General features: G+C 66.0%; 5 protein-coding genes. 4 read left to right on the top strand and 1 reads right to left on the bottom strand.

The features are described 5' to 3' along the window. Window positions 1-467 precede the first annotated feature (467 nt). Entirely contained in the window at window positions 468-2,357 is a 1,890-nt protein-coding gene (gene parE, locus AC1DQP_RS02000; protein ID WP_478051013.1) for a DNA topoisomerase IV subunit B, read from the bottom strand. A 163-nt stretch (window positions 2,358-2,520) separates the two neighbouring features. Between parE and AC1DQP_RS01995 the strand changes: the two genes are divergently transcribed. From AC1DQP_RS01995 to eno, 4 genes are all read left to right on the top strand, one after another. After that, on the top strand, window positions 2,521-2,760 hold the full coding sequence (locus AC1DQP_RS01995; RefSeq protein WP_256774136.1) for a hypothetical protein: 240 nt from the start codon (window positions 2,521-2,523) through the stop codon (window positions 2,758-2,760). Between the two features lie 381 nt (window positions 2,761-3,141). Beyond that, complete coding sequence (locus AC1DQP_RS01990; protein WP_457320780.1) at window positions 3,142-4,806, top strand: CTP synthase; 1,665 nt, start codon at window positions 3,142-3,144, stop codon at window positions 4,804-4,806. A 37-nt stretch (window positions 4,807-4,843) separates the two neighbouring features. Beyond that, on the top strand, window positions 4,844-5,197 hold the full coding sequence (locus AC1DQP_RS01985; RefSeq protein ID WP_256774134.1) for a hypothetical protein: 354 nt from the start codon (window positions 4,844-4,846) through the stop codon (window positions 5,195-5,197). 137 nt (window positions 5,198-5,334) lie between these two features. Next, window positions 5,335-6,621 (top strand): phosphopyruvate hydratase, encoded by a 1,287-nt coding sequence (eno, locus tag AC1DQP_RS01980; protein ID WP_256774133.1) that lies wholly within the window; start codon window positions 5,335-5,337, stop codon window positions 6,619-6,621. Window positions 6,622-6,625 lie beyond the last annotated feature (4 nt).

The raw sequence follows: 6,625 nt of genomic DNA, 5'->3' as shown, positions 1-6,625 counted from the left end.
CCATGGCCTTTCCGGCGACGCCCCCGGCGTCGGCCTGCGGCCGCGTCCTCCTTTGTTTCGCTGGCATCCTGCGACTTGCCGAGCATGGCTCGGCACTACCGGTCTCCTCCAAGGGCATGGGGGCCAAGCGCCCGACCCACCGACCAGCGACAGAAAAGTCTGGCTTCCACCTGCGTACCGCAAGCCGAGCCCCGTRGCRGCCGGTAGGCCCCTGGGCAAAATAAAGGAGGAGGCCGCCCCGCGGCYCGGGGACATTTGCGCCAGGGGCCTACCGGCTGCTACGRGGCCCTCACGCTCGCGACAGACCCGAGCGAAGACACCGCCCGATCCAAGACACCCCGTCCAGCCCCGCATCGCCGTACTCAAAATGCTGCGGACCCTGGATCAGCCGCCCCTTGATCGGGACGGGAACCCAAAGAAAAAGCCCGCCATGAGGCGGGCTCTCCTGCGTCGGCGTCAGGCGCGGATCAGACTTCCAGCGATGCCAGATCGCCCTTGTTCTCCAGCCACTGCTTGCGGTCGGAGGCGCGCTTCTTGGCCAGCAGCATGTCCATCAGCGAATGGGTCTGCTCGCCATCATCGATGGTCAACTGCACCAGCCGACGCGTATCGGGATGGATGGTCGATTCGCGCAGCTGCGGCGGGTTCATTTCGCCCAGACCCTTGAAGCGGGTGACGCTGACCGTGCCCTTGATCTTCTCGCGCTCGATCTTGTCCAGCATCGTGCGCTTTTCTTCCTCGTCCAGGGCGTAGAACACCTGCTTGCCCACATCGATACGGAACAGCGGCGGCATCGCCACGAACACGTGGCCGGCATCGACCAGCGCCGGGAAGTGCTTGAGGAACAGCGCCGTCAGCAGCGTCGCGATATGCAGGCCGTCCGAGTCGGCGTCGGCCAGGATCACCACCTTGCCGTAGCGCAGCCCGGTGATGTCGTCCTTGCCCGGATCGCAGCCGATCGCAATGGCCAGGTTGTGCACTTCCTCCGAGGCCAGCACGCTGCCCGAAGAGACTTCCCAGGTGTTCAGGATCTTGCCGCGCAGCGGCATGATCGCTTGGAAGTCCTTGTCGCGGGCCTGCTTGGCACTGCCGCCGGCCGAGTCGCCTTCGACCAGGAACAACTCGGTGCGCGAGAGATCCTGGCTGATGCAGTCGGCCAGCTTGCCGGGCAGGGCGGGGCCCTGGGTGACCTTCTTGCGGGTCACCAGCTTTTCGGTTTTCAGGCGCGCGCTGGCGCGCTCGATGGCCAGCTGGGCGATCTTTTCGCCGATCTCCACGTTCTGGTTCAGCAGCAAGCTGAAGGCGTCGTGCGCGGCGCCTTCGACGAAACCGGCCGCCTGGCGCGAGGACAGGCGTTCCTTGGTCTGGCCGCTGAACTGCGGGTCGGTCATCTTCAGCGACAGCACGAACGACACGCGGTCCCACACATCTTCCGGGGCCAGCTTGACGCCGCGCGGCAGCAGGTTGCGGAAGTCGCAGAACTCGCGCAACGCCTCGGTCAGGCCGGTACGCAGGCCATTGGCGTGGGTGCCGTGCTGGGCGGTCGGGATCAGGTTGACGTAGCTCTCCTGGACCAGCTCACCCTCGGGGATCCAGGCCAGGGCCCAGTCCACGATTTCATTTTCTTTCTTGAGGTGGCCCACGAACAGATCGGCCGGCAGCATCTCGCGCTCGCCGAGTTCGGCTTTGAGGTAGTCGCTCAGGCCGTCTTCGTAGTACCAGCTGTCCTGCTCGTCGGTGGCTTCGTCGCGCAACTTGACGGTCAGTCCCGGGCACAGCACGGCCTTGGCGCGCAGCAGATGGCGCAGCGCGCGCAGGTTGTATTTGGGCGTATCGAAATACTTCGGGTCGGCCCAGAACCGCACGCGGGTACCGGTGTTCTTCTTGCCGACGCTGCCGACCACTTCCAGCGGGGTGGCGCGATYGCCATTGCGGAAGGTGATGCGGTGTTCGCTGCCGTCGCGCTTGATATGCACCTCGACCAGKGTCGACAGCGCATTGACCACGCTGACGCCTACGCCATGCAGGCCGCCGGAGAAGGTGTAGTTCTTGTTGTTGAACTTGCCGCCCGCGTGCAGGCGGGTCAGGATCAGTTCGACGCCGGGGATTTTCTCCTCGGGGTGGATGTCCACGGGCATGCCACGGCCGTCATCGCTGACCTCGCAGCTGCCATCCTTGTACAGGGTGACCTCGACCGTACGGGCATGCCCGGCCAGGGCTTCGTCGACGGCATTGTCGATGACTTCCTGCGCCAGATGGTTCGGGCGCGCGGTGTCGGTGTACATGCCGGGGCGGCGCTTGACCGGGTCCAGGCCGGACAGGACTTCAATATCGGCGGCGTTATAGCGGGCGTTCATCTGTCTTCATAAAGCGCAAAGCGACGGCGAAGTTTGCGGTCTGGACGGTTTTTTTGCACGCCACACGTTCAGGGCCCGGCCGACCGGGGTTCGATAGACTGTGCCTGGTGGAATCCGTCCCCCGGAATCCCCATCCCAAGCCGAGACCGCGAGGAGCCATCCCATGAAGAAGTTGCTGACCATCGTTGCCATTGCCGCCGCCGTCCTGGCCGTGCCGCTGGCTATGGCGCAGAACGCCGGACAGGGCCAGCCCACGCCGCAGCTGGGCGAGCAGGCCGACAAGGCCCAGTCCGAGGCCGACGCCAAGGCCAAGCGCCGCGCCCAGGCCACCGCCGAGATGAAGGCCAAGGGCGAGCAGGCCCCGCAGAAGGAAGAAGAGGAAGAGGCGAAGAAGAAGCGCTGACCCCTTCCGATGCCCTCATGGACGCCCCGGCACTGCCGGGGCGTCTTTTTTTTGTGAAGGCCGCATGCCAGCGCTTGGGCTTGTGGCCTTCAATCTGTAAACTAGCGCTTTCCGGGAGCAGTATGTGTCATCCATCAGCGAATGGACTGGCCTGATCGTGCGCGATCGCCAGCAGGGTAGGCAGGAGGTGACGGTCCATTCAGCGACCGGCACGGCCAACCCGACCTCGCCGACCGGCCGCTTCGCTGCTTCCCCGATCCCGTCCCCGGCGCGTGTGTCCTCCGCAGCCGGCGGCCCGATCCCCCTCCATTTTCCCTTTGCGTCGTCCGTCGCCCCGCGCRCCGGCGTCGTCTCCCCCTTCCTGACAGGACACCCCCAGCCATGACTCCCTTGATCTTCGTAACCGGCGGCGTAGTGTCCTCGCTCGGCAAAGGCATTGCCGCCGCGTCACTCGCCTCCATCCTTGAAGCCCGTGGCCTGCGCGTCACGATGATGAAGCTCGACCCGTACATCAACGTCGACCCGGGCACCATGAGCCCGTTCCAGCACGGCGAGGTCTACGTCACCGACGACGGCGCCGAGACCGACCTGGACCTGGGCCACTACGAGCGCTTCGTGCGCACCCGCCTGAGCCGCAAGAACTCGGTCACCACCGGCCGCATCTACGAGAACGTGATCCGCAAGGAGCGCCGCGGCGACTACCTCGGCGCCACCGTGCAGGTCATCCCGCACATCACCGATGAAATCCGCCGCTGCATGGACGAGGCCACCGAAGGCTTCGACGTGGCGCTGGTGGAAATCGGCGGCACCGTGGGCGATATCGAATCGCTGCCGTTCCTGGAGGCCATCCGCCAGGTCCGCACCGAGCGCGGCCCGGAGATGGCGCTGTTCATGCACCTGACCCTGGTGCCGTACATCGCCGCGGCCGGTGAGTTGAAGACCAAGCCGACCCAGCACTCGGTCAAGGAACTGCGCTCGATCGGCATCCAGCCGGACGTGCTGCTGTGCCGTTCCGAGCAGGTCGTGCCGGATTCGGAACGCCGCAAGATCGCCCAGTTCACCAACGTTTCCGAGCGCGCGGTGATCAGCGTGCCGGATGTGGACGTGCTGTACCGCATCCCGATGGGCCTGCACGCGCAGGGTCTGGACGAGATCGTCATCAACCAGCTCAAGCTGGGCGACAAGGCCGGTCCGGTCGATCTGTCCGAGTGGGAAGCGGCGGTGGACGCCACCCTGCACCCGCTGGACGAGGTCACCATCGCGGTGGTCGGCAAGTACGTGGACCACCAGGACGCCTACAAGTCGGTCGGCGAGGCGCTCAAGCATGGCGGCCTGCGCCAGCGCACCAAGGTCAACCTGAAGTGGCTGGAAGCACAGGAGCTGGAAGGCACCGACATGGCCGCGCTGAAGGATGTCGACGGCATCCTGGTGCCGGGCGGCTTCGGTGACCGTGGTTTCGAAGGCAAAGTGCTGACCTCGCAGTTCGCCCGTGAGCAGAACGTGCCGTACTTCGGCATCTGCTACGGCATGCAGGCCGCAGTGGTCGATTTCGCCCGCCACGTGGCCAACCTGGACGGTGCCAACAGCACCGAGAACGACCGCCAGTCGCCTAATCCGGTGATCGGCCTGATCACCGAATGGCGCACCGCCACCGGTGATGTGGAAAAGCGCGACGACAAGAGCGACCTCGGTGGCACCATGCGCCTGGGCCTGCAGGAGCAGCGGCTCAAGCCGGGCACGCTGGCCCGCGAGCTGTACGGCAAGGATGTCGTGTCCGAGCGTCATCGCCACCGCTACGAGTTCAACAACCGCTACCGCACCCAGCTGGAAGACGCCGGCCTGGTGATTGCCGGCAAGTCGATGGATGACACCCTGGTGGAAGTGATCGAGCTGCCGCGCGACCAGCACGCGTGGTTCCTGGCCTGCCAGGCGCATCCGGAGTTCCTGTCCACGCCGCGCGAAGGCCATCCGCTGTTCATCGGCTTCATCCGTGCGGCGCGCGAGCGCAAGGCCGGCGGCGCGTTGCCGCAGGCAGCAGGCGTCTGATCGCCGCATGCAGCCGCCATCGGTGCGGGCGGCCGGCATGAGCCAGGATCCGTGGGCGGCGCTGGAAGCGCGCCGCCAGCGCCGGCACTGGCGCGCCTGGCCGTGGGGCTGGGCCGCGCTGCTGCTGTCGATCGGGGCCTGGGCCTGTGCCTTCATGTTGATGGTGCTGGTCATGGCCAGTGTCGGCATGCCCGGTGACGGCAGCCACGCGATGCAGGCCACCGCGCCGTACCTGTACGCCACGCTCGCGCTGGGCGGGGCGACCCTGCTCGGCGGCCTCATCGCCAGCGTGCTGGCCATCCGGCTCCATCGGCAGGCCGTCGGCGGTGGCGCCGCGCTTGCGCTGATGGCGTTGCTGCTGGCCGTGCTGCTGGTGCCTGCGCTGCTCTGACCGCGTGACTCGGCGTTGGCCGGCGACCGCGTCGCAATGCCGATTTGGCAAGCGGCAGGCGGATGGCGATAATCACGCGGCAGCTTTTCAACGCTACTTTCTGGCGTTTCCCCTTCCTGACTGGTAACCGGCCCGCTATGACCACGATCCGCAGCATCCACGCCCGTGAAATCCTCGACAGCCGTGGCAATCCCACGCTGGAAGCTGAAGTCATCCTCGAGGACGGTTCGTTCGGCCGCGCCGCGGTTCCGTCGGGTGCCTCGACCGGCACCAAGGAAGCGGTGGAACTGCGCGACGGCGACAAGACCCGCTACCTGGGCAAGGGCGTGCGCAATGCCGTGTCCAACGTCAACACCACGATCGCCAATGCGCTCAAGGGCTTCGATGCCGCCGACCAGGAAGGCCTGGACCGTCGCCTGATCGATCTGGACGGCACCGAGAACAAGGGCCGCCTGGGCGCCAACGCGCTGCTGGGGGTTTCCCTGGCCAACGCGCACGCCGTGGCGGCGTCGAAGAAGCAGGCGCTGTGGCAGCACCTGGCCAATGGCCGTGATGTGACCCTGCCGGTGCCGATGATGAACATCATCAACGGCGGCGCGCATGCCGACAACAATGTCGACTTCCAGGAATTCATGGTGCTGCCGGTCGGCTTCACCTCCTTCTCCGAGTCGCTGCGCGCCGGCACCGAAATCTTCCATTCGCTCAAGTCGGTGCTCAAGGGCCACGGCCTGAGCACCGCGGTGGGCGACGAAGGCGGCTTCGCGCCGGACTTCCGCAGCAACGTCGAAGCGCTGGACACCATCCTGGAAGCCATCGGCAAAGCCGGCTACACCGCCGGTGAAGACGTGCTGCTGGGCCTGGACGTGGCCTCCAGCGAATTCTTCGAGAACGGCAAGTACAACCTGGTCGGCGAAAACAAGCGCCTGACCTCCGAGCAGTTCGTCGACTTCCTGGCCGACTGGGCCGCGCAGTACCCGATCATCACCATCGAAGACGGCCTGGCCGAGAACGACTGGGCCGGCTGGAAGCTGCTCACCGACCGCATCGGCAACAAGGTGCAGCTGGTCGGCGACGACCTGTTCGTGACCAACCCGAAGATCTTCAAGGAAGGCATCGAGTCCGGCACCGCCAACGCGATCCTGATCAAAGTCAACCAGATCGGCACCCTGACCGAGACGCTGGAAGCGATCGCCATGGCGCACGCGGCCAACTATGCCTCGATCGTCTCGCACCGTTCGGGCGAAACCGAAGACACCACCATCGCCGACATCGCCGTGGCCACCACCGCCACCCAGATCAAGACCGGCTCGCTGTGCCGCAGCGACCGCGTGGCCAAGTACAACCAGCTGCTGCGCATCGAAGAAGCCCTCGGTGCCGGTGCGCGTTACGCCGGTCGTGACGCGTTCGTGTCGCTGAAGCGCTGATCCC

The organism is Stenotrophomonas sp. P5_A8 (genome assembly GCF_056400545.1).
This window is presented reverse-complemented; position numbering and strand designations above follow the sequence as displayed.

What these genes read in the sequence shown, in the direction of transcription:
- AC1DQP_RS01990 (WP_457320780.1), top strand. Translation starts at nt 3,142, where the DNA reads ATGACTCCCTTGATCTTCGTAACCGGCGGCGTAGTGTCCTCGCTCGGC.
- AC1DQP_RS01995 (WP_256774136.1), top strand. Translation starts at nt 2,521, where the DNA reads ATGAAGAAGTTGCTGACCATCGTTGCCATTGCCGCCGCCGTCCTGGCC.
- eno (WP_256774133.1), top strand. Translation starts at nt 5,335, where the DNA reads ATGACCACGATCCGCAGCATCCACGCCCGTGAAATCCTCGACAGCCGT.
- AC1DQP_RS01985 (WP_256774134.1), top strand. Translation starts at nt 4,844, where the DNA reads ATGAGCCAGGATCCGTGGGCGGCGCTGGAAGCGCGCCGCCAGCGCCGG.